We start from the raw sequence: 23,971 nt of genomic DNA on the forward strand, positions 1-23,971 counted from the left end.
AATGCTGGAAGAAAAACCGATTCGTAAAGTGTCCGTGGTGATCCCGGTCTACAACGAAGAAGAGAGTCTGCCTGAGCTGGTACGTCGTACCCATGCCGCTTGCGACTTGTTCAAACTGGATTATGAAATTTTGCTGGTAGATGACGGCAGCAGTGACCGTTCCGGCGAGATGATCGCTGATGCCGCCGATATGCCCGACAGTCATGTGGTGGGGGTGTTGCTGAATCGCAATTACGGCCAACACTCGGCAATTATGGCGGGCTTCAGCCATGTCACCGGTGACCTCATCATTACGCTGGATGCTGATTTACAAAATCCGCCGGAAGAGATCCCTAATCTGGTGGCGGCAGCGCAGCAGGGCTATGACGTGGTCGGTACGGTACGCCAGAATCGCCAGGACAGTTGGTTTCGTCGTCGCGCCTCGCGCCTGATTAATAAACTTATTCAACGCGTTACCGGCAAAGCTATGGGTGATTACGGTTGCATGCTGCGTGCGTACCGTCGCCACATTGTTGATGCCATGCTGAATTGCCATGAGCGCAGCACCTTTATCCCGATCCTCGCAAATACGTTTGCCCGACGCACCATCGAGCTACCGGTGAAACACGCGGAGCGCGAATTTGGTGATTCGAAATATAGCTTTATGCGCCTGATCAACCTGATGTACGACCTGGTGACCTGCCTGACCACCACGCCGCTGCGTTTGTTAAGCGTGGTGGGAAGTGTGATTGCGCTGGCGGGTTTTGCCTTCTCACTGATTTTGGTGGTGTTGCGCTTATTCCTTGGCGCAGCCTGGGCCGGTGATGGCGTGTTTATGCTGTTCGCCGTGCTGTTTATGTTTATCGGCGCACAGTTCGTCGGTATGGGTCTACTGGGTGAATATATCGGCCGTATTTACAACGATGTCCGTGCCCGCCCTCGCTACTTTATTCAACGTGTTATCCCTTCGCATAAAAATGCATCTGTACAGGAAATTGAACAATGAAAACCATCGTCTTCGCCTACCATGACATGGGCTGTGCCGGCATTAATGCGCTGCTACAGGCTGGCTTCGAGATCAGTGCCATCTTCACGCACCCCGATACGGCCGGTGAAAATCACTTTTTTGGCTCGGTGGCGCGCATTGCCGCAGAGCAGGGCATCCCGGTGTATGCCCCGGATGATGTGAATCATCCGTTGTGGGTCGATCGTATCAAAGCGATGTCACCGGAGATTATTTTTTCCTTCTATTATCGCAACCTGTTGAGTGATGCCATCCTCAATTGCGCCCGACGTGGTGCTTACAACCTGCATGGTTCGCTGCTGCCGAAATACCGTGGCCGCGCGCCGCTGAATTGGGTGCTGGTCAACGGCGAAACCGAAACCGGTGTGACGCTGCATCGTATGGTGAAGCGTGCAGATGCGGGCGATATCGTGGCACAAACCCGTGTAGCGATTGACGCGCAGGACAACGTGCTGACGCTGCATCGCAAACTGGTACAGAGCGCGGCACAGCTGTTGGAAGACGTCTTGCCTGCCATGAAGCGCGGTGAGATTCGGGCTGTCCCGCAGAATGATAACGATGCCACCGTGGTAGGGCGTCGCACGCCGGAGGATGGCCGTATTGACTGGTCGCGTCCGGCGACCGAGATCAATAACCTGGTACGTGCAGTGACCGATCCCTGGCCGGGCGCGTTTGCCTATGCCGGAACGGTGAAATTTATCGTCTGGAAAGGACGTGTGCACCCAACCGCTCATGGTTCAAAACCGGGTACGGTGTTATCCGTCGATCCGTTCCTGATTGCCTGCGGAGAGGGTGCGCTGGAAGTGGTCACTGGCCAGAGCGATAACGGCGTCTATATGAATGGCAGCCAGTTGGCTCTCAGCCTCGGTATGGTGCCCAGCGCGCTGTTGTATTCACAACCGGTCGCCGCCGTGAAACGTCGCACCCGCGTGCTGATCCTCGGCGTGAATGGTTTTATCGGTAACCACCTGACCGAACGTCTGTTGCAGGATGATAATTTTGAAGTTTACGGCCTGGACATCAGTTCCGATGCCATCAGCCGTTTCCTCGGCCATCCGGGTTTTCATTTTGTTGAAGGTGACATCAGCATTCACTCGGAATGGATTGAATATCACATCAAGAAATGCGACGTGGTGTTGCCGTTGGTGGCCATCGCCACGCCGATTGAGTACACCCGCAATCCGCTGCGCGTGTTCGAACTGGATTTCGAAGAGAACCTTAAAATCATCCGAGACTGCGTGAAGTACAAAAAACGCATCATTTTCCCATCGACATCAGAAGTTTATGGCATGTGTACCGACCGTCATTTTGATGAAGATAACTCGAACCTGGTGGTGGGGCCAATTAACAAACAGCGTTGGATCTATTCCGTTTCCAAACAACTGCTGGATCGGGTGATTTGGGCTTATGGTGAAAAAGAAGGTCTGCGCTTTACGCTGTTCCGTCCATTTAACTGGATGGGACCGCGTCTGGATAACCTCAACGCCGCGCGTATCGGTAGCTCCCGCGCCATCACCCAGTTGATTCTTAACCTGGTTGAGGGCTCGCCGATCAAACTGATTGACGGTGGGGCGCAGAAACGTTGCTTTACCGATATCCGTGATGGCGTTGAAGCCTTGTTCCGTATTATCGAGAACAAGCAGAACAACTGCGACGGCCAGATCATCAATATCGGTAACCCGGAAAACGAAGCCAGCATTAAGGAATTGGCTGAGAAGTTACTGGCAAGTTTCGAGCGCCACCCGTTGCGCGATCAGTTCCCGCCGTTTGCCGGTTTCCGCGAAGTGGAGAGCAGCAGCTATTACGGCAAAGGCTACCAGGATGTTGAGCACCGTAAACCGTCAATCAAAAACGCCCGTCGCTTGTTGGGCTGGACACCGGAAGTGCAGATGGATACCACCATCGACAACACGCTGGATTTCTTCCTGCGCACCGTCGAGTTACAGGTTGAGCAATGATGAAAAAAGTCGGCTTGCGTGTTGATGTCGACACCTGGCGCGGTACGCAACAAGGCGTACCCGCGCTGCTGGAGTTGTTCAGCCTGCATCAGGTGCAGGCCAGCTTCTTTTTCAGCGTCGGGCCGGACAACATGGGGCGCCACTTGTGGCGCCTGCTAAAGCCGCGCTTTCTCTGGAAGATGCTGCGCTCGCGCGCTGCCTCCTTATATGGCTGGGATATCCTGCTGGCCGGTACGGCCTGGCCGGGTAAGGAGATCGGTCGTGGACTGGAAGAGATTATCAGCGCCACCGCCGATCACCACGAAGTGGGTCTGCACGCCTGGGACCACTTTGCCTGGCAGACCTGGGCGGGGGTTTGGTCGGAGCAGCGGTTGATAGAGGAAATTGCCCGGGGTAAGCAGGCGCTGGAGGCAATCATAGGTGACACTGTCACCTGTTCGGCTGTGGCCGGATGGCGTGCTGATGGCCGGGTTGTTGAGGCTAAACAACGCTTCGGTTTCCGCTATAACAGCGACTGCCGGGGTACCGGCCCCTTTCTGCCGCGCCTGAGTGACGGCAGTCTGGGAACGGTGCAGATTCCGGTCACGTTACCCACCTGGGACGAGGTGGTTGGCCCCAGGGTGGGTGTCCACGAGTTCAACGACTTTTTGCTTAATCAGCTGAGTCAGGCCGACGAAATGGCGGTTTATACCATTCATGCCGAGGTGGAAGGGATTGTCGGACATCAGGCGTTTAGCCAATTGCTCAGCCGGGCGGAAAAACAGGGCATTCAATTTTGCCCGCTGAGTGAGTTATTGCCTGAAGATCTCAAGACACTGCCCATCGGCAACGTCGTACGCGGACAGATTCCCGGACGTGAAGGCTGGCTCGGCTGCCAGCAACAACAATACAGGTAACCACGGATGCGAACTGGTACTAAAACAGCGCTGCTGCTGTTTGTATTTGCGCTTTACTACCTTATCCCTATTGAATTCCGCGCCTTATGGCAACCTGATGAAACCCGCTATGCGGAGATCAGCCGTGAAATGCTCGCCAACGGTAACTGGGTGACGCCGCATTTTTTCGGTCTGCGTTATTTTGAAAAACCGATTGCCGGTTACTGGATCAATGACTTCGGACAGTTGTTGTTTGGTCACACTAATTTTGCCGTGCGCGTGGGGTCTATTTTTAGCACCACCCTTACCGCGCTGCTGGTGTTCTGGATGGGTACCCGCCTGTTTGCCAGCCGTACGGTGGCGTTAAGCGCCAGTATTATCTTTCTGACCTCGCTGCTGGTCTACGCAGTAGGCACCTATGCGGTGCTCGATCCGATGCTGACGCTATGGATGGTGGCCGCGATGGCGAGCTATTACCTGGCGGTACAGGCCAGCACGTCACGTCAGCGTTTGCTGGGCTATGTCTTGCTCGGTATTGCCTGCGCTATGGGCTTTATGACCAAAGGCTTTCTGGCGTTGGCCGTTCCGGTTCTGGCTATTCTGCCGTGGGCGGTAGCGCAACGCCGCTTTGGTGAGCTGTTACGTTTTGGCCCGTTGACGGTGCTGGTGGCGGTGCTGGCGAGTGCTCCGTGGTCGCTGGCGATTTATCATCAGCAGGGGGATTTCTGGCACTATTTCTTCTGGGTTGAGCATATTCAACGTTTTGCCGAGTCGGATGCTCAGCACAAAGCTCCCTTCTGGTATTACCTGCCGATTTTGTTGGCGGGATCGTTGCCGTGGTTGGGATTGTTGCCAGGATCGTTGATTCAGGGCTGGCGTCAGCGTGGACAGCAACCAGGTTTGAGCTACTTGCTCAGCTGGACGCTACTGCCGCTGCTGTTTTTCAGTATTGCGAAAGGTAAGTTGCCGACCTACATCCTGCCGTGCTTTGCCCCGCTGGCGCTGCTGATGGCGCACTATGCTCACAGCATGACGCCGCAGGTGATCAAAGCCATGAAGGCCAACGCGTGGATCAATATGTTTTTTGGTGGCGTTGCCGCCGTGGCGCTGGCGGTGGTGCTGGCTCCCTGGGGGCTGGCGCATCGTCCGCCATTTGGCGTCACTGAACATTACAAACTGATGCTCGGGATCCTGGCGTTTGGCGGCTGGACATTGTTTGGTGCTCTGAGTCAGAAAAACTGGCAACTGGCTGCCTTATGCCCGTTGGTACTGGCGTTGGTGATTGGTTTTGCTATCCCGGATCGGGTCCGTGACAGCAAACAACCACAAAACTTCGTGGCGGCGGTATCCGGGCAGTTGGCTGACAGTCGCTATATCCTGGCGAATGATCCCGGCATTGCGTCTGCGGTGGCCTGGGAGATGAAGCGCGATGATATTCTGTTCTATGAACGCAAGGGCGAAGTGGGATATGGTCTGAGCTATCCCGATGCTGCGCATCGCTATGTTTCTGCGGATGCCTTTGCCGACTGGCTGGCACAGCATCGCAAGCAGGGCAAGGTGTCACTGACCATGATCATGTCTTCGACCGGTACAAACCCGGATGCACGCCTGCCGAAACCTGATTTTGTTTATCGTCAGGGACGGTTGTTGTATTACGGCTACGATCAGCAGCCATGAATCTTCTCCTGATCCTGCTGGTAAGCCTGCTGAGTTGTGCCGCGCAGTTGTGTCAGAAGCAGGCGGCCTGGATCGGCAGGCGCGAAGGTAAAGCGCGCCTGTTGATGTGGATCGCGCTGAGTATGTTGCTGCTTGGTCTCGCGATGCTGCTGTGGCTGGTGGTGTTGCGTCTGGTGCCCGTTAGCGTCGCTTATCCGATGCTCAGTCTCAATTTCGTGTTGGTGGCGCTGGCTGCCCGGCTGATTTGGCGCGAGAGTTTTAGCCTGCGGCAGATAATCGGCACGCTGTTGATTGTTGCAGGCGTTGCCCTGATGGGAAGCCACTTATGAAAGGGTATGGACTGGCATTATGCAGCGTGATGTTGGTGTCGCTGGCGCAACTCCTGTTGCGCGCCGGGATGCTGCATTTTCCCGGGTGGCAGGCCATCTTTGACGGTGAACTTTGGCAGCAACCGTTGCCGTTGATCTTGCTGTTTATCGGTTTAAGTGCCTACGCATTGTCGATGCTGTGCTGGATGCTGGCATTACGTCACCTGGCGCTGAACCGACTCTATCCCTTACTCAGCATCAGTTATGTGCTGGTATGGCTTGCCGCGATTTCGTTGCCGATGTTTGACGAGCCATTCCGTTGGAGCAGCCTCGCCGGAGTGGGGTTGATTGCTGCCGGATTACTTTGTGTATCGCTACCCGGCAGAAAATAGTCATTATTCTTTGGCGTAGAGATACACCGAAGCACGCGAAACGCCCAGTTGCTGTGCAATCACCTCCATTGATCGCTTTACCTCAAGTAACCCGCTGGTGCGCAGTTCCTGCATCAGCGTCTTACGATCGGCCGCTTTTAGCGCGCGCGGCGTGGTCGCCAGACGCGCGGCGAACTGTTCAATCCGCTGCCGTAAGGCTTCTGTACCTGCCGGTTCCAACTGCTCTGTAATATCACGGGTGGCAATCTGGGTGAACTGCGCCAGTGCGCTTTGCATACCGCGAAACAGCGTCATATCCACATTCAGACACAGCGCCGCCACATAGTTCCCTTCGGCATCTTTCAGACCAATCGAGGTGCTCTTTACCGGACGTCCGTCAGCCAGCTGATTCGCATAGTTTGTCAGAAGCGAAGGAAATTCCGGCGAGGCAATACGCGCCAGGCCCAGTTCGGTAGTCGGTTCACCGATTTCCCGTCCGGAAAGATTGTTATAAATGGCCAGAATGGAGTGTTCTGGATTTTGTAAATCGTGCACCACCACCTCGCAAAACGGGGCAAAAGTGGCGCTCAGTCCTTCGGCGATGGTGGTCAGCTGCGCCAGCAGCAAGGCATTTTGCTGATCGGGCATCGTGGCTCTCCAAAATGGCTAGATTATTTGTCTAATTTTATATATTTTGTCATTTCAATGCAAAGTCCTTCACCTAAAAGGTTAACCGCATGACTGAGTTTACTTTGCCGACTTATGATGACGTCGCAGCCGCCACACAGCGTATCCAGCCCTATATCAACCCGACGCCGGTCATGACCTCGCGCAGTCTGAACGAGGCGTTAGAGGCCGAAGTTTTCTTCCAGTGTGAAAACTTTCAGCGCATGGGAGCGTTTAAATTTCGCGGTGCCCTCAACGCGTTATTACAGTTCACCCCCGAGCAGCGTAAAGCCGGGGTGGTGGCGTTCTCCTCCGGCAACCATGCGCAGGGTGTCGCGCTGGCGGCAAAATTACTCAGCATTCCAGCCACCATCGTGATGCCGTTGGATGCCCCGGCGGCCAAACTGGCCGCGACCAGAGGGTATGGCGCTCAGGTGGTGACGTATGATCGCTACAGCGAAGACCGGGAACAGATTGGTCGCGATCTGGCGGAAAAACACGGCCTGACGCTGATCCCTCCTTATGATCACCCACATGTGATCGCCGGACAGGGTACCGCCACTCAGGCATTGCTGGCGCAGACCGGCCCGTTGGATGTGCTGTTAACACCACTCGGCGGCGGCGGATTACTGGCAGGCAGCGCGTTGGCAGCACGTCATCTCAGTCCGGGTATCACCATTTATGGTGTGGAACCCGCAGCCGGAAATGACGGTCAGCAGTCGTTACGCGCGGGAAAAATCATCCGCATCGAGACGCCCAAGACCATCGCCGATGGTGCACAGACCCAATATCTTGGTCGCTACACTTTCCCGCTGATTCAAAGCCTGGTCGACGATATTCTTACCGCCAGTGATGAACAGCTGATCGCGGAAATGCGTTTCTTTGCCGAGCGCATGAAAATGGTGGTGGAACCGACCGGCTGCCTGGGGCTGGCCGCGGTGCGGGCCGATAAAGCGCGTTTCCGTGGGAAACGCATTGGCATTGTGATCAGCGGTGGTAACGTCGATATCAGTCGTTTCGGCACCTTGCTGGCTAACTAATCGCGCAGGAGACGTGTGTGAAATCGCTTCCCGAGTGGCTTACGCAACTTGAAACCCCGTTTTTATTGATCGATGAAGCGCGTTATCAACGCAATATCGACCGTTTATACCAACGCGTGGCGCAGCTGGGTAGCCAGGTGCGACCGCATCTGAAAACGCTGCGTTCGGTGGAAGCTGCCGCGTATCTGTTGCCGCAGGCGGATCATCCGGCCACCGTGTCCACCCTGGCAGAAGCGGAAGGCTTTGCCGCTGCCGGTTACCGCAATCTGTTGTATGCGGTAGGGATTGCGCCGCATAAATTGCCGCGTGTGGCGCAACTGATGCGTCAGGGTGTCCAGCTACACATTCTGCTGGATACGCCAGAACAAGCCCTGGCGGTCACCGAGTTTGCCCGCCAGCAGCAACTGACCTTTTCGGTTTTTATCGAAATCGACTGCGATGGCCATCGCGGCGGTATTCCACCTGACAGCGAGACGTTGCTGCAACTGGCGCAGCAACTGGAAGGACAAGGTGCGACCGTCACCGGACTGATGGCCCATGCTGGTGAATCTTACAACTGCCGTAGCGAAGAAGCGATTCGCGCTGCTGCACGCGCTGAGTGTGACGCCATTCGTCTGGCGGCACAGCGGGTGCGGGCGGCGGGCATTGCCTGCCCGATTCTCAGCGTTGGCGCAACGCCGACCGCGCATTATGCCGCGGAGCTGGAGAGCATCAGCGAGGTGCGTGCCGGGGTCTTCACCATGTTCGATCTGGTGATGCATAACGTGGGGGTATGCCAGAAGCAGGATATTGCTCTGTCGGTGGTAACCACCGTGATCGGCCATAACACGGCAAAGAACTGGGTGTTTGTTGATGCGGGTTGGATGGCGATGTCACGCGATCGCGGCACCGCGGCGGGGCCGGTCGATTATGGTTATGGGCTGGTTTGCGATATGCAGGGTGCCCCGTTGGATGTATGCCTCAGTACCACCAATCAGGAACACGGCATCATCAGCCTGCCTGAGAACGGTACGCTGACACCAGCGGATTTTCCGGTGGGTTCCCGTCTGCGCATCCTGCCCAACCACGCCTGCGCCACCTCCGCCATGCATCAGCATTACCAGGTATGGCAGGCAGAAAGCGAACAGCCGCGCGTCTGGTCACGCATTATGGGATGGTGAACGTGACGCCGTCACTGAATAAAACGCAGATGACGGCTATCAAGATGCGCCAGTGAGGCAACGCCCAGCATACCTAAATCACGGCTGACTTCGCTGGTGATCAGGTCAATCGCCAGATGCACGCCTTGCTCGCCACCAACGGCGCAGGCGTAGTTAAATGGCCGCCCAATAAAACAGGCTTCGGCACCGAGTGCCAATGCTTTGATGGCATCGGTGCCCCGGCGGATACCGCTATCCAGCATCACCGTCATTTCACCCGCGGCAGCAACGATTTCCGGCAATACATGGATGGGCGCGATGCTGGTATCCAACTGCCGTCCCCCGTGGTTCGACACCACGATCCCGTCAATGCCAATTTCTTTACAGCGTTGCGCATCGCGCTGGCTGAGGATGCCTTTAATCACCATCGCGCCAGACCAGCGACGGCGGATATGTTGAATATGTTCCCAGGTGAGATGGCTGCGGCCGCTGAAATCCCTGACCGCATGTTTGGAAAACAGCGGAGCACCGCGCACCGCCTGATTGTTTTCAAACCACGGCATGCCGCGTTTTAGCAGGGTTTTGATTAAGGTGCCGGTCAGCCAGCGGGGATGGGTGAGGCCCTCATATGCCAGTCGCAGGCTGGGTCTGAACGGGGTGGCAAACCCGGCGCGTACGTTATTCTCACGGTTAGCTTTCACCGGGGTATCCACCGTCACTACCAGCACCGGAATACGCGCCCGCGCCACGCGGTCGATCAGCAGATCAATCTCTTCATAGCTTTTTGGCAGGTATGCCTGAAACCACATCGCCGGATTGGCCTCCGCGACTTCTTCCAGCCGCATCAGCGAGGAGCCGCTCATAATAAACGGGATATTTTTCGTCGCCGCCGCTTTTGCCAGCGTCAGATCGCCTTCAAAACCAGTGATGGCGCTGATCCCCATCGGCGCAATCCCCACCGGAGCGGCATAGCGATGACCGAACAGCGTAACTTCGGTATTGCGCTGTGACACATCCACCATATTGTCCGGTATCAGGCTGTAGCGTGCGTACGACGTGAGGTTATGGTCGCGAGAAAGGTTGTCCTCGACACCACCGGAAACATAGGCGAACAACGGGCGTGGCAGATGTTTTTGGGCGTACTTCTCGAAATCATTTAACGACAGGCAGCGGTTGGCAAGTTTGCGCATTTCTTCAGGGGTTTAGGTCAGGAAGGCAATAAAAATCAATGCTATGTGCATCACCCGGCGATCACAAATGACAAAAACGGTAATGCTATGCGGAAAATCGCATAAGCGACATCATATCTGTAGCGGCGCGATTTATCGTGCAATTTCCTGCGTGGAGCTAGAAAACCCCGCGCGATAAATCGCGCCGCTACGTAATGGGAAAATGGATTTTATTAAATTCGATCCATAAATGAGGGCAGTGCTGGCACCGGCAGCACCGACAACACTTTCAGACGTTGCAGGGTGCGTACCTGTGCACGTTCCAGATGGTCACGCAGGCAGCCAGCAGCCAGCTCCCAGTTACCTTTCAGCAGCATCTCATACACCAGGCAATGCTCTTCCAGCATCGCGGTTTCCACCGGGATGGACAGCAGATCATAAAAGATGCGCGTGACGATAAACGGCGACTGGTTTTGCCGCAGAATTTGCATCATCAATTTATTGCCTGCGGGTTCCAGGCAACGTACATGCAAATCCTCCTCCAGTAACTCCAGTTCGGCGGCGCTGAGTTGCTGACCTTTATAGCGTTGCGCTTTTTCCAGTGATGCCGTCAGCCACTCGACCGGCAGCAGGCGACCCGCTTTGCGGAGCGCGGTGGGTTCGAGGCTGGCGCGAATTTCGAAGTGGTCAGCAATTTCGCGTGCGGTCAGGGGACCGGTCAGCCATTGGGAATAGGGTTCTTTTTCCACCAAACCTTTATCACGCAGGCGCATCAGGCTTTCCCGAATAACCGCGCGGCTGACGTTGTAGTGCTGTGCGGCCAGTTGTTCGTCGAGTTGATAGCAGCCAAACACCATTGCCGTCGAGAGCACCACTTGCAGGTTATCCAGCACCTTTTCGCCGGTGCTGCGGGTATCCACCAGCGCCTCTTGTTCATCCAGACCCAGCAGTTCACGCGTCAGTCCGGCGCGTAACGGTTCTGGTTCCTCGTCCTCTTTCGCCACAATAAAGCCGCGACCTTCAAAGCGCGCGATCAACCCTTCTTCATGCAGCAGGCTCAGGGCGCGGCGTACCGGGACACGGCTGGTGCCAAACAACTGTGCCAGCGGCCCCTCCAGCAAGACCAGACCTTGCGGAACTCGCTTCTGTATCAATACGTTATGCAAAACCTGTCGGATCACTTCATAGCGCGCAGAACCGGTTTCTTCCGTCGCTGCCGGGGTGTTGTTTGTCAGCATTCTCATGTCATCGGCCCTGTTTTCATCGCGCTACATTATCACATCCGGGCGGGCTGCAAAGTCGCGTAATGGCGAAGCACAATTATGGTGCAGCTCGCACAATAACGGATCATATTTATAAATATACATCTTAAGGACGAGCTGGAGAGACTCGCAGCGTTTTCTTTCAGATGCTGACGATGATCATGTAACGAATTGAAAACACGTAGTTAACCGGTATTTTTCTATCTTATCAGGTGATCAATTCCTCCCGGCGGCAAGATCCTGGCATGAGCATTGCAATTAACAAATGGATATTATTTTCAAATATACATTTATGGAGTTGCAGATATGGCCAAAGAAATCCTTTGCGCATTTGGTGTAGACGTCGATGCTGTTGCCGGTTGGTTGGGTTCTTACGGTGGCGAAGATTCCCCTGATGATATCTCTCGCGGCTTGTTTGCCGGTGAAGTCGGCGCGCCACGTCTGCTGAAGATGTTTGCCGAGCAGAATCTGCGTACCACCTGGTTTATTCCCGGCCACTCGATTGAAACCTTCCCCGAGCAAATGAAAGCGGTGGTGAATGCCGGTCATGAAATCGGTATTCACGGCTACAGCCATGAAAATCCCATCGCCATGACGCCAGCGCAGGAAGAGGCGGTGCTGGATCGCAGCATCGAACTGGTGACCCAACTGGCAGGCAAACGTCCGACCGGCTATGTCGCCCCCTGGTGGGAATTCAGCAACGTCACCAACGAGTTACTGCTGAAGAAGGGTATCAAATATGACCACAGCCTGATGCATAACGATTTCCATCCTTACTATGTGCGCGTCGGCGATAGCTGGACCAAAATCGACTACAGCCAGCACCCCGATAGCTGGATGAAGCCGTTACAACGCGGAGCAGAAACCGATCTGGTGGAGATCCCGGCCAACTGGTATCTCGACGATCTACCGCCGATGATGTTTATCAAAAAATCCCCCAACAGCCACGGGTTTGTTAACCCGCGTCATCTGGAAGAGATGTGGCGTGATCAGTTTGACTGGGTTTACCGCGAGAACGACTACGCGGTGTTCACCATGACCATCCATCCCGACGTGTCTGGCCGCCCACAGGTGTTGCTGATGCTGGAGCGTCTGATCCAGTACATCCGTAGCCACGAAGGCGTCCGTTTCGTCACCTTCGATGAGATTGCCGACGACTTTAAACAGCGCCAACCGCGCTAAGTACGCATACCGTCCCGTAGCGGCGCGATTTATCGCGTGAATGGCAGGACAGCGCGATAAATCGCGCCGCTACGGAATATGAACCCCTGACAGAGTGATAGCGCTATGAGCATCTTTAAGAAAATCTCCGTAAATGGCTGGCAGCCGCAGCAGTTGACCATCAGGGACGTAAAATTTGCCACCTGGATTGCTTTTTTCGCCTGGGTTTTTGCTGTTTATGATTTCATCCTGTTTGGCACCCTGCTGCCGGAAATCGGCGGCCATTTCGGCTGGAGCGAGGTTGAGCAGGCGGAAATCGCCACCTGGGTGGCGGTCGGCGGAGCGGTGATTGCACTGGCAATTGGCCCATTGGTCGACCGTCTCGGTCGCCGCATGGGGATTGTGGTCACCGTCGGGGGCGCGGCGATCTGCTCGCTGCTGACCGCTGTCGGTGGTGCCTGGGGTAAAGGCGCGCTGACCGCGATTCGTTCGGTGGCGGGGCTGGGTTATGCCGAGCAGACCGTCAATGCAACCTACCTGTCTGAGCTTTACACCGCCATCGACGACCCGAAACTCAATAAACGCAAAGGTTTTGTTTACAGCCTGGTGCAGGGCGGCTGGCCGGTAGGGGCGCTGGTGGCCTCGGCGCTGACGGCGATTCTGATGCCGATCATCGGCTGGCAGGGCAGCTTTATCTTTGCCGCACTGCCGTCACTGGTGATTGCGGTTCTGGCGTTGAAACTGAAAGAAACTCCGCAATTCCAGGTCCAGAAAAAGATCCAGCAACTGCGCGCTGAAGGTAACGATCGCGATGCCCGCCAGGTTGCAGACGATTATCAGGTTTCATATGAAGAACAGCACAACGCCGGTCTGGCTGCTGCCTTCCGTGGCCCGTCACTGCGCGCCACGCTGGTGTTAGGCGGTGCGGTGTTAATCAACTGGTTTGCCATCCAGATTTTTAGCGTACTCGGCACCACGGTGATCACCAAAACCCATGACGTTTCCTTTAACAACTCGCTGCTGATCCTGATTCTCTCTAACCTCGTGGGCTACTGCGGCTATCTCGTGCACGGCTGGCTCGGCGATCGCATTGGCCGTCGCAACACCATTGCGGTTGGCTGGATGCTGGGCGGCGTCTCCTTTGCCGCGATGCTTTACTGCCCGGATAACTTCGCCACTATCGTTGCCCTGTACAGCATCGGCCTGTTTTTCCTGATTGGCCCCTACGCAGCAGCGCTGTTCTTTATCAGTGAAAGTTTCCCGACCGCCATCCGTGCCACGGCCGGTGCGTTGATTGGTGCGATGGGACCGGTCGGCGCGATTATCGCCGGTGTCGGTACGACCAGCGTCCTGAGTAGTGGTGGACACTGGCAGGATGCTGCGCTGTGGTTCGGTGCTGTCCCGTGCTTTATCTCCGGCATCATTATGTTTTTCGCTCGCGCACATGCACCACAACGCGCGGGTGTCAGTTCAGCGGTCACCACCGCTTAAGGAATGGTTATGCACCTTACGTCCTCAACTCAACCGGTTGCCGCTATCAGCGGCGCCGCCAGCGGAATTGGCCTGGCGCTGGCTACGCTCTACGCCCAGCGTGGCGTTAACGTGATCGCCGGTTACTATCCCGCCGATCCGCACGATCCGGCCTTAGCGGCGGCGCAGGTAGAAGCCGCCGGGGGCAATGCCCTCTGGCTACCGCTGGATGTGGCCTCGACTGACTCGGTAGATGCGTTTATCGCGCAGGGCGTGCAGCACTTTGGTCGTCTCGATTATATGGTGGCGAATGCCGGTATCCTGCGTCGCGCGCCGATTGAAGAGATGAGCGACGCACGCTGGGATGACATGTTAAACGTCGATCTGACCGGCGTGATGCGCTGTTTCCGTGCGGCCACGCCGCATCTGCACGCCGGAGCCAGTCTGGTGGCGGTTTCCTCCATTGCCGGTGGCGTTTACGGTTGGCAAGACCATGCTCATTATGCTGCCGCCAAAGCGGCAGTGCCGGGCATCTGTCGTTCGCTGGCGGTGGAACTGGCACCGCGCGGCGTGCGCTGTAATGCCATCATTCCCGGCTTGATCGAAACGCCGCAATCGCTGGATAAGCAGAACTCTCTTGGCCCGGAAGGGTTGGCAAAAGCAGCCAGCGCTATTCCGCTGGCGCGGGTGGGGCGACCGGAAGAGATCGCCAAAGTGATTGCCTTCCTTACCAGTGAAGAGAGCAGCTATCTCACCGGACAAAGCCTGATTGTTGATGGCGGTCTGACGGTACGCTGGCCGGATTAAGGAGCCACTATGCAATTGCAGAATAAACGTTGTGTGATTACCGGCGCGGCCAGCGGCATTGGGGCGGCGATTGCCGTCCTGTTCGCCCGTGAGGGGGCGAGGTTGATATTGACCGATCGTGACGCCGATAAACTGGCGTGGCAGGTGACGCAATGCCAGCAGCTCGGTGCGGAGTGTCACGCGGTGGTGGCGGATGTTGGTGAGATCAAGGGTGCCACCGCTGGCGTAGACGCCTGCCTCACGCGTTTTGACGGTATTGATGTGCTGGTCAATAACGCCGGGATGTTAACTCAGGCGCGTTGCACGGAGATCACCCTGGCGATGTGGGAAGAGATGATGGCGGTGGATCTGCGTAGCGTGTTTCTCGCCACTCAACGGGCGCTGCCCGTCATGCAGGCTCAGCGCTGGGGCAGGGTGATTAACATCGCCTCGCAGCTCGGGATCAAAGGAGGCGCGGAGTTGTGTCACTATGCCGCCGCCAAAGCCGGTGTGATTGGGTTTACCAAATCGCTGGCGCTGGAAGTCTCGGCGGATAACGTGTTGGTCAACGCCATCGCCCCCGGCCCGATTGAGACGCCACTGATTGATGGCATCAATCAGGCATGGAAGCAGGCCAAAGCGGCTGAATTGCCGCTGGGACGCTTTGGTCGTGCTGAAGAAGTGGCACCGGTGGCGCTGCTGCTCGCCAGTGAACCCGGCGGCAACTTGTTTGTCGGCCAGACGCTGGGACCCAATTCTGGCGATGTGATGCCCTGACGGAGGCAATGATGTGTGGAGTCTGCGGCCTGCTGGATAACGGGCCGCAGTGGAGCGATCCACTGCGCCAGGATATCCCCCAACGTCAGCTACGTTTGCAACAACTGGCGCTGCTTAACCGCGCGCTCAAGCCGTGGCGACTGACGTTAACCGAGTTTCACAACAGTTGGCTGTTAGCCAGCCCAACCGGACAACAAGTGCTGGTGAATTCTCTGGATGTACTGTGGCAGGAAGCGGAAAAGATGATCCGACGTCCTGTCGATCCACTGGATGATAACTGGCTGAACGTGCTGTAAGGAGAGCGGATGGATTATCAGGAAAAGTTACCCTTACACGTACTGAGCGGCTTCCTTGGCAGCGGTAAAACCACCTTGCTGAAAGGCTGGCTGGCGCAACAAAACCTGAATGAGGTCGCGTTGCTGGTCAATGAGTTCGGCGAAGTGGGTATTGACCACCATTTGCTGAATGAAGTGGCACCGGATACCGTGCTGCTGCCGAGTGGCTGCGTCTGCTGTCAGATCCGTGGCGAGTTGAAAACCGCGCTGCTCGATCTGTTTGAACGTCGCACGCGTGGCCTACTGCCACCGTTTAAGCAGGTGATTCTGGAAACCACCGGACTCGCCGACCCCTCGCCGATTCTTTCAACGCTGCTGCACGATCGACAACTCCAGCATCATTTCATTCAGGGCACGCTGGTGACACTGGTGGATGCGGAACATGCGCGTATGCAGGCGGATGTACAACCTGAATGGCTGGCGCAGGTTAGCGCGGCAGATAAATTGCTGATAAGCAAAAGCGATCGCATCAACCCATCGCAGCAGACCTTGCTGGCTGACTGGCTAGGTCAGCTCAACCCACTGGCACAACTTAGCGATACGCGTACGGCGCTGAACGACCCGCATAGCCTGTTTCTCCTGCCGTTACGCAGCGGTTCACGCCAACAGCGTTTTCGCTGGCTGGGTGCCTGCGCGAATGATGGCTACCGGCTGGCACCGACGACGCACAGCGTTTCACATCCGGTTACGCAAACCTGCGTGATCACTCTGCATCAGTCGTTAAACTGGCCAGCATTTGCTATCTGGCTGTCAATGCTATTACATTGCCACGGTCGCACGGTGCTGCGGATGAAGGGCATTTTACGTGTCAGCGACAGCAGCACGCCGATTGTTATCCACGGTGTGCAACACACCTTACATCCGCCGGTACATCTGCACGACTGGCCCGGTGAGCTGGAGAGTTCAAAACTGGTATTTATTTTGCGCGGTCTGGAGGCCGATCGCCTGCAACAGGCGTTCAGCCGCTACCTGCGGGCGTTTGAGGAGCCATAACGGTATGAATTCTGCGGCAGTGGTCAACGACCAACTGACCTTACGCGTGCTCGGAACCTCCGTCACGCTGCTGGAGATGCTGCGCGTGCGCGCGGAGCAGGATCTCGGCATCAAAATTGAATATATGCTGCGCAGCGTCGAAGATGCGCAGCGCATCGCGGTGATGCATCCCGAAAGTTATGACCTGTACGACCAATGGTTCCACAACATCGATTTTGTCTGGCCTGCACGCGCCATCCAACCGCTGGAGATTAAGCGGCTGACCTGGTGGGACGAAGTCAATGCCCTGGCAAAAACCGGCACCCTCAACACCGATGGGGTGCTGGCCGATGGCAGCGTGCCATCGCAACGCTTATATGTGCAACGTGATTTGCACCTCGGTAGCCAGCCAAGCGATCACATCAGTATGCTGCCGCTGACCCACAATGCGGATAGCTTCGCTTATCACGTTGACCGGCTGCCTGCGGCCTTGCAGGGCGCAGAGGAGAGCTGGGGGTGGTTGCTGCATCCGGCGCTTACCGGCCAGGTCGCGTTGCAGGAAGATGCCGCGATGGGGGGACTCGATGCGGCGCTGGCGATGCAGGGCGCGGGGCTGGCGCGGTTTGCCAACACCGGCAACCTGACGCTGGAAGAGATTGATGTGCTGACGCAGGCGCTGTCGCGCCTTAATCGCCACGGGCATTTCGCCGCGTTCTGGGCCACCCAGGAGCAGGCGTGTGATTTGATTGAAAACCGTCAGGTGGAGGTGCAGAGTCTGTGGGCACCGATCTACTTCCGTCACCACTTCCATCAACGTGGTTATAAGATGGCGCATCCGCGCGAAGGCTATCGTGCATGGTATGGCGGCATGTCGTTGTCACGTTGCGCCACCGGCAGAATTAAAGACGCGGCTTACGCTTACCTGAACTGGTGGCAATCCGGCTGGCCGGGAGCGGTGATGGCGCGCCAGGGCTATTACATCTCTAACCCGGAGCGCAGCCGCGCGTATCTCTCTACCGCCGAGTGGGATTTCTGGTATGGTGGCAAACCCGCCGCAGAAATGCTTTACGACGCATGGGGCGCACCGTTGATACCGGAAGGCGAAAGCCGTGACGGCGGCAGCTATGAACAACGCATGAGCCATATCGCGGTGTGGAACTCGGTGATGGATGAACACAATTATCTGACACGCCGCTGGCAGGATTTTTTGCGTTCGTAATCATTTTACCAATGCGCGATAAATCGCGCCGCTACAACCAGCAAAAACAAGCGTAGCGGCACGATTTATCGCGCTTTTCTTTTAAATGGATCTTGTAGTCATATGGTGACAAAATTATATTAATAGATACTTTGTCACTATATGTATACATTCGGAGGGGTTATGTTGCCAGGTATGAAAGCCATCGGCCTGAAATGTCGCGAACGGCGCAAAGCCAAAGGCTGGACCCAACAGGTCGCGGCCTCACGCGCGGGCATTCATCGCACGCTGGTTTCAGAGATCGAGAACGGTGCCTACACTGGCTCGCTCAAGGCGTTTACCCTTTATCTCACCGCGATGGATTTGATGCTGACGGTACAAACCGCGGGTTTACCGCAGTTGGATGAGCTGGAGGCGTTGTTTGATGATGACTGATCTGAGCCAGCTCTCCCGACCCATTCGTCAGATTGAGGTCTATAACGGCGGTGAATACAGTGGCAGGCTGTTGCATGAACACGGCAGCTATAACTTCACCTATGCCAGTCCCGCCAGCCGTCGCGTGTCGCTGACCATGTTGCCGGATAACCGTATGGGTTATAACGCCAGCCGGTTGTTTAACATCTTTGAGATGAATATCCCGGAAGGGTACGTGCGTTACCATATCGCGGAGCGCTTGCGTCGCTACGTCGGTAGCATCTCCGACATGCTGTTTCTGGCATTGCAGCAAGATACCGGGATTGGCGCGCTTTCCTACGTCAGCGATATCAATTTACCGCGTCCCACACCGGAGAAGCTGGAGGATTTACTGCGTTGGGATCATAAAGAGAGCGCCTTCCAGTATCTGTTGAACAAATATCTACTGCAAACCACCATCTCCGGTGTGCAGCCGAAAGTGATGATCAGCAGTGAAAGCCGGGGCACGGTGCTGTATCCCAATCTGATTGCGAAAACCGGTGATGAAGAGTATCCCCGCCTGGCGGAGAACGAGTTTATCTGTATGTCTCTGGCGCGCGCCTGTGGCTTGCCGGTAGCGGATTTTTGGCTATCAGATAACAAAGAATTGTTCATAATGGAGCGCTTTGATATTCAGGGAGAAAAGCGGCTGGCAATGGAAGATTTCTGCGTGCTGGCGGGTAAGACTGCGGATCATAAATACACGGGTTCATATGAAACCGGTGCCAGAATTGTCAGCCTGTTCACCCGCGACCAGGCGCAGGTCGAGCTGTACTGGCGCTATGTGTTGTTCAGTTGCATGGTGGGCAACGGTGATGCGCATCTGAAAAACTTTTCGCTGGTTTATCAGGCGGAAGGGGCAGCAATGCCACAACTCTCGCCATTATACGATGTGGTCAATACGCAGATTTACCCAACCAACGATAACGAACTGGCGTTAAAACTGAATAAAAGCAAACAATTTCCCGATCGGGACAGCCTGATTAAATTTGGCCGCGAGTTAAAAATCATTCATCCCGAGCGAGTGCTGGAGGAGTTTGCCGATGTCATCAGCACCCAACTGACGCATTGTGCTGACTTCCCTGAATTGCAGGCTGCCATTGGACGCTCGCTGACCCGCAGCGGCGCAACTAACAACCTGTTCATGAATACCGATGTGAAAAGGCCGAAGAAAAGAAAGACCGATGTATTGCTGAAGTGAGGCAATAAAACGTATCTATATAGTGACAAAAATGAATTTTCCATCAATTTGTTGTTATATGGTGACAATAAAAGAGGCGGCCCGCAGGCCGCCGAAGCATCTCAACTCTCAATGGTAGTGAACATTGAGGAAGCAGTGGCAACACAATGATGAAGTCTTAACCCTTGACACCCCCGGCGGTCAGACCGCTGACCAGCCAGCGCTGCGCCAGCAGAAACACCAGCGTAATCGGGATGGCGGAAAGCACCGCCGCAGCGGCGAAGTCACCCCACAGGTAGTTCTGTGGATTGAGATATTGCTGCATCCCCACCGCCAGCGTGTAGCTGTTGACGTCGCGCAACAGCAACGAAGCCACTGGCACCTCGGTAACGGCTGCAATAAAGGCGAGGATAAACACCACCGCCAGGATCGGCACCGACAGCGGCAGTAACACCAGACGAAACGCCTGCCACGGCGTCGCGCCATCCAGGGCGGCGGCCTCTTCCAGCGAACCGTCAATGGTTTCGAAATAACCTTTGATGGTCCAGACGTGCAGGGCGATGCCCCCCAGATAGGCAAAGATCACGCCACCGTGGGTATTCAGGCCGAGGAACGGCAGGTACTGGCCCAGACGATCAAACAACGCGTAAAGCGCCACCAGCGACAACACCGCCGGAAACATCTGGAAGATCAGCATGCCTTTCAACAGGCTGGCGCGTCCGGTGAAGCGCATACGGGCAAAGGCATACGCACAGGTGGTGGAGAGCGCCACGATGCCGAGTGCGCTGATACCGGCAATTTTGACCGAGTTCCACAGCCACAGCAGCACCGGGAAGGGCGGGGGCGTCACGCTGCCATCGGCGTGCTCGACGCTGAAGCCGAGCGCCAGCCGCCAGTGTTCCCACGACACCTGATCCGGGATTAAACTCCCGGTGGCAAAGTTTCCGGCACGCAGCGAGATCGCCACCACCATCAGCAGCGGGAACAGGATTGCCGCGATAAAGGCCAGCAACACCAGATGCGTCAGCAGCAGGCGCAATTTCTGCGATTTGGGTTGTACCATCGCCATAACGTCTCCTTAATCGAATTTCATCCGCACGGCTTTCAGGTTAATCACCGCCAGTGCGCCCACCAGCAGGAAGATCAGGGTGGCTATCGCCGCCGCCAGACCAAAGTCCTGACCGCCGCCGCCTTCAAAGGCGATACGCCAGGTGTAGTTAACCAGCAGGTCGGTGTAACCCGCCGGGGTGGTGGTGCCAAGCCGGTCGGGGCCACCATTGGTCAACAATTGCACCAGCACGAAGTTATTAAAGTTAAAGGCAAAGCTGGCGATCATGAGCGGCATCAACGGCTTCAGTAACAACGGCAGGGTGATCAAAAAGAAATTCTGCAACGGCCCGGCCCCGTCCATCGCTGAGGCTTCATAAAGATCGTCCGGGATCGCTTTTAACAGCCCCATGCACAAGATCATCATGTAGGGATAGCCCAGCCAGGTATTGACGATCACCAGCATGGCGCGCGCCAGCGTCGGATCGCTGAACCACGCAGGTTGAAAGCCAAACAGCGTCTTCAGCATCACGTTGATTTCGCCGAAGCTCTGATTAAACAATCCTTTAAAGATCAGGATCGAGATAAATGCCGGAACGGCATACGGCAGGATCAACATCACGCGGTAGACCGCTTTGCCGCGCAACGCTTCCCACTGCACCAGGCAGGCCAGCACCATCCCCACGGCGACCGTGAGCACCACGGTCAGCAGCGAAAAGATCAACGTCCAGCCGAAGATCGCCAGGAATGGTTTTTGGATCCCTTCATCGGTAAAGACGCGGATAAAGTTTTTCCAGCCGGTATTTACCGTAAACCCGGGATTGAGTTTCTCGCTGCCCCAGCTACCGTCGGCATTGACGCTCTGATAAAAACCGCTCAGCCCGTTGGCGCGATAGAACACGCCGCTTTGTTGGTTTTTCAACCGCCCATCATCACTCAGCAGATAAAGCGGGCGTGTACCGGAAAACTGGCGCAGGGAACTCATCACCAGTTGACGTCCATCCGGCAGTTCCGCATGGATTTGACTGAGCGCCTGACGATGGGTGGTGATAACACGCAAATTGGCACGTTCACCGGCAGGCGGCGTGGCGACCGTGAGTTTCAGTGACTGTTCACCCCCGAAGGCAAACGGCGCTGAAACGTAGGTTTGGCCGCTATCGGCCTCGGTCAGTACCAGCTGCCAGCGGTCACCTGCCGCAATCAGGTTGAAATTTAACCCAGCACCGTCCTGATACTGGCGACTCAGCAACACCTGCTGCGCGCGTTCCAGCGTCAGTTGGTTGGTGCTGCTGTAGTTGGTAAACGCAATGGCGACGGTACAAACCAGCGGGAACAGCACAAACAAACCCATCCCGGCGATACCGGGATAAACGTAGCGCCAGGCATACGCACGGCGGTTGGCATAGATCCAGATACCAAGCGCACTGATAACCAGCGAAATCAGGGCAAACAGATATTCACCCTGGATATACATCAGCACCAACAGGTAGCCGACCAGCAGACAGCAGATCCCGACGAGAAGGCCCTTCAGCAACGTGCTTCCCGTTTGCGGTTTTCCTGACATGATCCGGTTTTCCTTAACAGCCAGTGACGAGCCGGATTGCTCCGGCCCGGCGAGTGGAAATTACTTATTGAGACGTGCTTTGGCATCTTTCAACGCGGCATCAACCGTCTGACGGCCGCTCAGGGCGTTAAGCGTGGCGGTGCGCATCGCGTACCAGAAGGCCGCCATCTGCGGGATGTTCGGCATAATGTCGCCGTTCTGGGCGTTGCTCATGGTGGCGGCAATACGCGGATCTTTCTCGAGCTGCTGCTGGAAGGATTTGAGCGCCACGGCACCCAGCGGCTTGTCTTTATTCACCGCCTCCAGTCCGGTATCGGTCAGCAGATAGTTTTCGAGAAACTCTTTTGCCAGCTCTTTGTTCGGGCTGGCAGCATTGATCCCGGCACTCAACACGCCGACAAAGGCTTTCGACGGCTTGCCATTCAGTGTCGGCAGCAGGGTGACGCCATATTTGATGCCGCTTTTGTCAATATTGCTCCATGCCCAGGGACCGTTAATGGTCATGGCGGTCTGGCCCTTGTTAAACGCCGCTTCCGCGATGGAGTAGTCGGTATCGGCATTGAGGGTTTTGGCTTTGACCTGATCCACCAGGAACTGCAAACCGGCTTTTGCCCCGGCGTTATCGACACCCACGTCTTTCACGTTGTAATGGCCGTCGGCGTATTTAAAGGCGTAGGCACCGCCTGCCGCCAGCAGCGGCCAGGTGAAGTAGGGTTCCTGGAGGTTGAACATCAGGGCGCTTTTGCCTTGTTTACGCATTTGCTTGTCGAGCGCGGCGATCTCTTCCCAGGTTTTGGGCGGGGAGGGCAATAAATCCTTGTTATAAATCAGCGACAGGGCTTCAACTGAAATTGGGTAGCCGATCAACTTACCATTGAAACGCACCGCGTCCCAGGTGAACGGGAAGAGTTTTTCCTGAAAATTTTTATCCGGGGTGATTTCCGCCAGCAGGCCCGATTCGGCATAACCGCCAAACCGGTCGTGCGCCCAGAAGATGATATCCGGGCCGTCACCGGTCGCCGCCACCTGCGGGTATTTCTCTTCCATTTTGTCCGGGTGTTCCACCGTCACCTTGATGCCGGTCTCCTGCTCAAACTTTTTCCCCACCTCAGCCAGGCCGTTATAGCCTTTATCGCCGTTGATCCAGATGACCAGTTTTCCTTCTTCGATTTTTGCCATCGCGGTTGCCGAAAATAAAACGGCAGAAAGGGCTGATAAGGCGAGAATGCGTGCGCCGGTTTTCATCGTCATAACTCCATCCTGTTAGCGGTAACGAAAATTTCTGTTGTCGCCACATTGTGTGGATTCAGGTTGCGTTCTCATCCTCCTCCCCTCTACGCCCGTCGCGCGTCCAATGTGATCGCCGTTGCAAAACTGCCCGGTTATCACGGTCTGGCGCACAAAAATGGCGCTGTCAGTTTGTATTGCCGATCACAAAAATGCCTGGCGGCCCCGTCACCCCTGACTGTCAGCCATGATCTCCTCCTCCCGTCTCCTCCCCCATAAATCCGCCCGGTGTGGAGGATGTTACCGGCGTCAGCCTTGCCCATAGTGGTCGCC

The 23,971-nt window shown here is 56.0% G+C and carries 23 protein-coding genes; 17 read left to right on the top strand and 6 right to left on the bottom strand.

Annotation, left to right across the window (positions count from 1 at the left end; translation table 11 throughout):
• Position 1 precedes the first annotated feature (1 nt).
• From arnC to arnF, 6 genes are read left to right on the top strand one after another with little or no spacing between them, the layout of a single operon-like run.
• Positions 2-985 (top strand): undecaprenyl-phosphate 4-deoxy-4-formamido-L-arabinose transferase, encoded by a 984-nt coding sequence (gene arnC / locus AC6I8T_RS21950; protein ID WP_208726499.1) that lies wholly within the window; start codon positions 2-4, stop codon positions 983-985.
• Positions 982-2,961, top strand: coding sequence for a bifunctional UDP-4-amino-4-deoxy-L-arabinose formyltransferase/UDP-glucuronic acid oxidase ArnA (gene arnA / locus AC6I8T_RS21955; RefSeq protein WP_497834400.1), 1,980 nt, complete (start codon positions 982-984; stop codon positions 2,959-2,961). Before arnC ends, arnA begins: the two co-directional genes overlap by 4 nt.
• Complete coding sequence (arnD, locus tag AC6I8T_RS21960) at positions 2,961-3,857, top strand: 4-deoxy-4-formamido-L-arabinose-phosphoundecaprenol deformylase (protein WP_497834518.1); 897 nt, start codon at positions 2,961-2,963, stop codon at positions 3,855-3,857. The genes arnA and arnD overlap by 1 nt, the downstream gene beginning before the upstream one ends.
• A gap of 6 nt (positions 3,858-3,863) precedes the next feature.
• Positions 3,864-5,513 carry a lipid IV(A) 4-amino-4-deoxy-L-arabinosyltransferase gene (gene arnT / locus AC6I8T_RS21965; RefSeq protein ID WP_497834401.1) on the top strand — a complete coding sequence of 550 codons (1,650 nt, stop codon included), beginning with the start codon at positions 3,864-3,866 and terminating at the stop codon, positions 5,511-5,513.
• The gene (gene arnE, locus AC6I8T_RS21970; RefSeq protein WP_208726505.1) at positions 5,510-5,842 is read left to right on the top strand and encodes a 4-amino-4-deoxy-L-arabinose-phosphoundecaprenol flippase subunit ArnE; all 333 of its coding nucleotides are present in this window, start codon (positions 5,510-5,512) and stop codon (positions 5,840-5,842) included. Before arnT ends, arnE begins: the two co-directional genes overlap by 4 nt.
• On the top strand, positions 5,839-6,213 hold the full coding sequence (gene arnF / locus AC6I8T_RS21975) for a 4-amino-4-deoxy-L-arabinose-phosphoundecaprenol flippase subunit ArnF (protein WP_208726507.1): 375 nt from the start codon (positions 5,839-5,841) through the stop codon (positions 6,211-6,213). The genes arnE and arnF overlap by 4 nt, the downstream gene beginning before the upstream one ends.
• A 3-nt stretch (positions 6,214-6,216) precedes the next feature.
• Here arnF and AC6I8T_RS21980 read toward each other — a convergent pair whose 3' ends face one another.
• Positions 6,217-6,840, bottom strand: coding sequence for a helix-turn-helix transcriptional regulator (locus tag AC6I8T_RS21980; protein WP_497834402.1), 624 nt, complete (start codon positions 6,838-6,840; stop codon positions 6,217-6,219).
• An 89-nt stretch (positions 6,841-6,929) separates the two neighbouring features.
• Here AC6I8T_RS21980 and AC6I8T_RS21985 point away from each other — a divergent pair, with 89 nt between their 5' ends.
• Together AC6I8T_RS21985 and AC6I8T_RS21990 are read left to right on the top strand one after the other, a co-directional pair.
• The gene (locus tag AC6I8T_RS21985) at positions 6,930-7,898 is read left to right on the top strand and encodes a threo-3-hydroxy-L-aspartate ammonia-lyase (RefSeq protein ID WP_208726510.1); all 969 of its coding nucleotides are present in this window, start codon (positions 6,930-6,932) and stop codon (positions 7,896-7,898) included.
• A 17-nt stretch (positions 7,899-7,915) separates the two neighbouring features.
• Positions 7,916-9,058: an alanine racemase gene (locus AC6I8T_RS21990; protein WP_497834403.1), complete on the top strand. Its 1,143-nt coding sequence runs from the start codon at positions 7,916-7,918 to the stop codon at positions 9,056-9,058.
• 11 nt (positions 9,059-9,069) lie between these two features.
• Here AC6I8T_RS21990 and AC6I8T_RS21995 read toward each other — a convergent pair whose 3' ends face one another.
• Positions 9,070-10,227 (bottom strand): alpha-hydroxy acid oxidase, encoded by a 1,158-nt coding sequence (locus AC6I8T_RS21995; RefSeq protein WP_208726514.1) that lies wholly within the window; start codon positions 10,225-10,227, stop codon positions 9,070-9,072.
• A gap of 212 nt (positions 10,228-10,439) precedes the next feature.
• Positions 10,440-11,450: a GntR family transcriptional regulator gene (locus AC6I8T_RS22000; protein ID WP_208726516.1), complete on the bottom strand. Its 1,011-nt coding sequence runs from the start codon at positions 11,448-11,450 to the stop codon at positions 10,440-10,442.
• 324 nt (positions 11,451-11,774) lie between these two features.
• Here AC6I8T_RS22000 and AC6I8T_RS22005 point away from each other — a divergent pair, with 324 nt between their 5' ends.
• From AC6I8T_RS22005 to AC6I8T_RS22045, 9 genes are all read left to right on the top strand, one after another.
• Positions 11,775-12,650, top strand: a complete 876-nt coding sequence (locus AC6I8T_RS22005) for a polysaccharide deacetylase family protein (protein WP_497834404.1) — start codon at positions 11,775-11,777, stop codon at positions 12,648-12,650.
• Between the two features lie 105 nt (positions 12,651-12,755).
• The gene (locus tag AC6I8T_RS22010) at positions 12,756-14,120 is read left to right on the top strand and encodes an MFS transporter (RefSeq protein ID WP_208726520.1); all 1,365 of its coding nucleotides are present in this window, start codon (positions 12,756-12,758) and stop codon (positions 14,118-14,120) included.
• 9 nt (positions 14,121-14,129) lie between these two features.
• Positions 14,130-14,906, top strand: a complete 777-nt coding sequence (locus tag AC6I8T_RS22015; RefSeq protein ID WP_208726522.1) for an SDR family NAD(P)-dependent oxidoreductase — start codon at positions 14,130-14,132, stop codon at positions 14,904-14,906.
• Positions 14,907-14,915: 9 nt separating this feature from the next.
• Positions 14,916-15,662, top strand: a complete 747-nt coding sequence (locus AC6I8T_RS22020; protein WP_208726523.1) for an SDR family NAD(P)-dependent oxidoreductase — start codon at positions 14,916-14,918, stop codon at positions 15,660-15,662.
• Between the two features lie 11 nt (positions 15,663-15,673).
• Complete coding sequence (locus tag AC6I8T_RS22025) at positions 15,674-15,958, top strand: hypothetical protein (RefSeq protein ID WP_208726583.1); 285 nt, start codon at positions 15,674-15,676, stop codon at positions 15,956-15,958.
• A 9-nt stretch (positions 15,959-15,967) separates the two neighbouring features.
• Entirely contained in the window at positions 15,968-16,990 is a 1,023-nt protein-coding gene (locus AC6I8T_RS22030; RefSeq protein ID WP_208726525.1) for a CobW family GTP-binding protein, read from the top strand.
• Positions 16,991-16,994: 4 nt separating this feature from the next.
• Complete coding sequence (locus AC6I8T_RS22035; RefSeq protein WP_497834405.1) at positions 16,995-18,188, top strand: ABC transporter substrate-binding protein; 1,194 nt, start codon at positions 16,995-16,997, stop codon at positions 18,186-18,188.
• 162 nt (positions 18,189-18,350) lie between these two features.
• Complete coding sequence (locus AC6I8T_RS22040; protein WP_208726529.1) at positions 18,351-18,602, top strand: helix-turn-helix domain-containing protein; 252 nt, start codon at positions 18,351-18,353, stop codon at positions 18,600-18,602.
• Positions 18,592-19,821 (top strand): type II toxin-antitoxin system HipA family toxin, encoded by a 1,230-nt coding sequence (locus tag AC6I8T_RS22045; RefSeq protein ID WP_497834406.1) that lies wholly within the window; start codon positions 18,592-18,594, stop codon positions 19,819-19,821. The genes AC6I8T_RS22040 and AC6I8T_RS22045 overlap by 11 nt, the downstream gene beginning before the upstream one ends.
• Before the next feature lie 157 nt (positions 19,822-19,978).
• Here the strand turns inward: AC6I8T_RS22045 and malG are convergent, their stop codons facing one another.
• From malG to malE, 3 genes are read right to left on the bottom strand one after another with little or no spacing between them, the layout of a single operon-like run.
• Positions 19,979-20,869 carry a maltose ABC transporter permease MalG gene (malG, locus tag AC6I8T_RS22050; protein ID WP_208726532.1) on the bottom strand — a complete coding sequence of 297 codons (891 nt, stop codon included), beginning with the start codon at positions 20,867-20,869 and terminating at the stop codon, positions 19,979-19,981.
• Positions 20,870-20,878: 9 nt separating this feature from the next.
• Positions 20,879-22,411: a maltose ABC transporter permease MalF gene (gene malF, locus AC6I8T_RS22055; RefSeq protein WP_497834407.1), complete on the bottom strand. Its 1,533-nt coding sequence runs from the start codon at positions 22,409-22,411 to the stop codon at positions 20,879-20,881.
• A 60-nt stretch (positions 22,412-22,471) separates the two neighbouring features.
• Positions 22,472-23,662: a maltose/maltodextrin ABC transporter substrate-binding protein MalE gene (malE, locus tag AC6I8T_RS22060; RefSeq protein ID WP_208726536.1), complete on the bottom strand. Its 1,191-nt coding sequence runs from the start codon at positions 23,660-23,662 to the stop codon at positions 22,472-22,474.
• Positions 23,663-23,971: the final 309 nt, after the last annotated feature.

It is taken from the genome of Pantoea sp. X-Soil-OKNW-556 (assembly GCF_059730695.1).